Below are 3495 nucleotides of genomic sequence, written 5' to 3' on the forward strand. Positions count from 1 at the left end.
TTAAACCGTTCGACGTAGAAGGAAACCGATTGGCGGCATAGATTAACCATTTTTGCGACATCTTTTCCAAGAAACCCTTCCATGACGAGGCGAACGGCAGTCACCCGAGCGCGAAGCGAAGCATCTTTGATTTTCCGTTCTTGTTTCCGAAGGGTTCGAGGTGTCCAACCGTGATCATTTGTAATTTTAAGACGTTTCATGTCATTTCCGCTCCTTTTGTACGTGGGTATTTAGGAGCAGTATAACCATGGAAAAAGGTGTTCATACAGAAGTTATCATTTTAAGGTGCATGTATATAGATGTCATCCTTTAATCCTTTTCCTTTTACTACTAAACCATAAGCATATTTTTCAATTTCTTTAAGCGGGATTGCGAATACAATACCTGGTTCAATATTAGGCGTCTTTCTTTTCTTTTTCAATTTAAAATTTACATCGACGATTTCCATTTCCCCTAATTGTTCATTAATATTTGAATCAAGTTGTAAAGCCTCCAAGATTAATGCTTCCAATTCAGCTACCGTTGGCATTCTTTCTAAATCTTCTTCATAAATTTTTTTGATTTCTAAGAGCGTATCACTTAACAAATCGATTGCATCATCACTTAAAACAACTGTTTCCTTGTTCTTTATGCTTTCCCAAAATGACATTGTATCACCAACCATACCATCTTATTACTACTTTTTCTTGAGTCAATAGCTTATCTAAATTGTTATAAAAAAGACGACACTGCTATAAAGCAAGCAGGTCGCCTAGATTGGTTCTATCGTACTGTTTGCTTTTGCTTTATTTTTTCAAACCAATTTTCTGCAACATCCAAATATGGTAAAACATTCTTAGCTATTCGAATAAATTCTGCTTCCTCTAAATTTTGGTTTTCGTTATCGAATTTAAACCAATCTTTATCTCCATTTTTATTATTCATTATTCTAAAACGATTGTTTAAGTGAAAAGCATTCATCTTTTGAAATGGTCGAACTATACCATCAACTATCACGTTTCCTTCCTCATTAACCCTTGCTACTCCAACTTCTATTATAAATCCTCCTCCCCATTTATCAAATTGAAACGATAGCAAATAACCTAACTGACCTTCTTGCTTCCTAAAATGAGGAAGAACCCCTTTAAATCCCCTGTTTCTTAATTCTGGGACAACTATTTTTTTAAAGAACTAACCATTTTATCCTTATTAAATAACATAAAGATCCCTCCTTTACTCTTTAAAAGCTTTCACGATGTATACTATATGATATACTATGTTTCTTTAAAAGTTTTCTAAGATTTCTACTTGGTCCTACTTTACCTGTTCTTGAGCTTACGTAGAAGTTCCAGTGCACCCTTTTTATTTTTCTATGTTTTAATAACCATACATCCTTTGCAATCTGTGCTCTCGTGAAAGCAGGAGCTGAAACCCTTCCCACTTTCACTTCATGTAATGTACCATTTTTTACAATATCAGCTCGTCTTGTTGTTTTTCCAACACTAAATATTCTTTGAAGATGGGCTGGTTTAGCCCTAATCTTCTAGCAAGATATTTCTCAGCAGCAAATCCAGCTGCTCTAGCTGCTTTTAATCTTCCTCCACCAACAAAACCAAACGCTGCGGCAACCGTGACACCTTTCCATCCTTTTCCTGACTTGTACGCCTTATACCCATCATACGCCGCAAATCCCGCATTAATGGCCATCCAAACAAAATGCCCATCCGGATCCACCAACATCACTGGGTTGTTGTTCGCATACGTATATCCGTTTTGTGTGAGGATATCGTCCGCATCCCCCGGATCTGGATCCAAGGATAAGAACACGCCATGGGCTGGGTGGTAATAACGGGCGATCAGGTAATAAACAGGGTGTCCCAAAAATGATCATTTTTGGGACACCCTCTTTCAAATTCTTTAAATTTCAACAAATATTAATGAAAAAATTAAAGTATAGAAATATTAAACCTTAGTATGATTTAACGACTTCTAAAAGTAATTCCCGAACCCTTTCATGAACTTTTAATTCTTCAGAAAAATGGGGGAATTTTTCTAAATGTTTCCTTAAAGGTTCGTAATAAGGATACAAAGCAAAAAAATCTTTATACAACAATTTTCTTTGATACCTAGGTATCTTTTTATGAGCAAGGACATAACTTAAACTTCCACTTATTAATGAACAAAAGCTGTCAAAGTCCCCTGTCAAACAGTATTTATCATTATCTTTAAGAATGGTATTTTCAATTCTTTCTATATCTTCTGAGGGAAAATCATTGTTTAATAATATACTCATTTTTTCAAGCTCTAATATTACATCGTGATTAACCTTCATAAATTGTTCACCTCTTTCTCTCTTTAACTATGTTAAAAATGATAATATTCATTTCTACTATTTCTTGAGTTTCCAACCGTTATGCCAAAATGTCACTATTTTCCCTCTTTTGGTATAATAACCTCCAACCTTTCCTTTCTTAATCCTATATCCTTTTTTGCCTGTAGATAGTGTCACTTCTTCTCGCAAATGTTTATTTGAACGATAGAATGCTCTCGCTAGTTTTGTGTATCTTTCTGGACTATAGGAGCGTCCTTTTCTAATCACATGTTTGTTATGATGATATGCTAGCGATTCTATACTATTTTTAAAGGTACCTTTATACCAATACCGTGCGGGACCCTTTGCTACTTGTGCTGCTCGAAATGCTTTAAATGCAGCTCCTCCAACAAGCCCCACACCTACCGCAATCGCCGCAGCCTTCCAACCACCTCTTTTAAAAGCCTTATACCCATCATAAGCCGCAAACGCCGCATTAATCGCCAACCAAGCCCAGTGCCCATCCGGATCCACCATCATCACCGGATTGTTGTTTGCATACGTATATCCGTTTTGTGTGAGGATATCGTCCGCATCCCCTGGGTCTGGGTCTAAAGAAAGGAACACTCCTTGTTCTGGGCGGTAGTACCGGGCAATTAGGTAATAGAGACCCGTTTCTTGGTCATATTGGTATCCTGCGTATCGATATGAGTTTTCGTCAGCCAAGTCGCCAGATTGGGAAAGAATGTTCCCCCATGCATCATATTGATAACGGGCAACGATGTTTCCTTGTTCATCCGTCAGGGCGATGACATCGCCATGGGCGTTATAGTGGTAGAAGTACGTCGCCCCGCCCTTTTTCATCGCCAACAGCTGGCCGTTTTCTCCGTATACATACGATTGTATCACATTTCCATCCGCATCGGTTTCATACAGAACGTTTAGGCTATCCCCTTGGTAATGGTAGTTCGTAATGACGCCATTTACATTCTTTTGGATGCGCCGGCCGTCTTCATCATATTTGTACGTCACAAAAGGAGTGCTTTCTCCTTTTCTCGTAATAGAAACCAATTGGTCCGCTTCGTTCCATTCGTATTGATATTTTCCATCTTCGAGACGGTTGCCGTTGGCATCATATGTGATCGATTCGTTTCCAAAACGAATGAGCTGATTGGCAGCGTTATAATCGGCATTGGTCGTCGTCG

4 protein-coding genes and 2 pseudogenes are annotated in these 3495 nt (G+C 38.1%); all 6 read right to left on the reverse strand.

All coding sequences use genetic code 11. The features are described 5' to 3' along the window. A pseudogene (locus LH47_RS14350) lies at positions 1–200 on the reverse strand (helix-turn-helix domain-containing protein); the annotation flags it as partial. 80 nt (positions 201–280) lie between these two features. Beyond that, entirely contained in the window at positions 281–664 is a 384-nt protein-coding gene (locus LH47_RS14355; RefSeq protein ID WP_052585064.1) for a hypothetical protein, read from the reverse strand. Between the two features lie 98 nt (positions 665–762). Beyond that, positions 763–1158, reverse strand: coding sequence for a DUF4304 domain-containing protein (locus LH47_RS14360; protein WP_235341169.1), 396 nt, complete (start codon positions 1156–1158; stop codon positions 763–765). A 339-nt stretch (positions 1159–1497) separates the two neighbouring features. Further along, positions 1498–1848 (reverse strand): annotated as a pseudogene (locus tag LH47_RS14365) (RHS repeat-associated core domain-containing protein); the annotation flags it as partial. A gap of 100 nt (positions 1849–1948) precedes the next feature. Further along, on the reverse strand, positions 1949–2311 hold the full coding sequence (locus LH47_RS14370) for a YxiJ-like family protein (protein WP_012576007.1): 363 nt from the start codon (positions 2309–2311) through the stop codon (positions 1949–1951). Between the two features lie 57 nt (positions 2312–2368). After that, the coding region (locus tag LH47_RS14375; protein ID WP_326939230.1) for an RHS repeat domain-containing protein at positions 2369–3495 on the reverse strand (1127 nt) is incomplete at its 5' end.

It is taken from the genome of Anoxybacillus thermarum (assembly GCF_000836725.1).
In the GTDB taxonomy this organism is placed as follows: Bacteria; Bacillota; Bacilli; order Bacillales; family Anoxybacillaceae; genus Anoxybacillus; species Anoxybacillus thermarum.

Excerpts from the sequence above, each read along its gene's own strand:
- LH47_RS14355 (WP_052585064.1), bottom strand. The coding sequence starts at position 664 with ATGGTTGGTGATACAATGTCATTTTGGGAAAGCATAAAGAACAAGGAA.
- LH47_RS14370 (WP_012576007.1), bottom strand. The coding sequence starts at position 2,311 with ATGAAGGTTAATCACGATGTAATATTAGAGCTTGAAAAAATGAGTATA.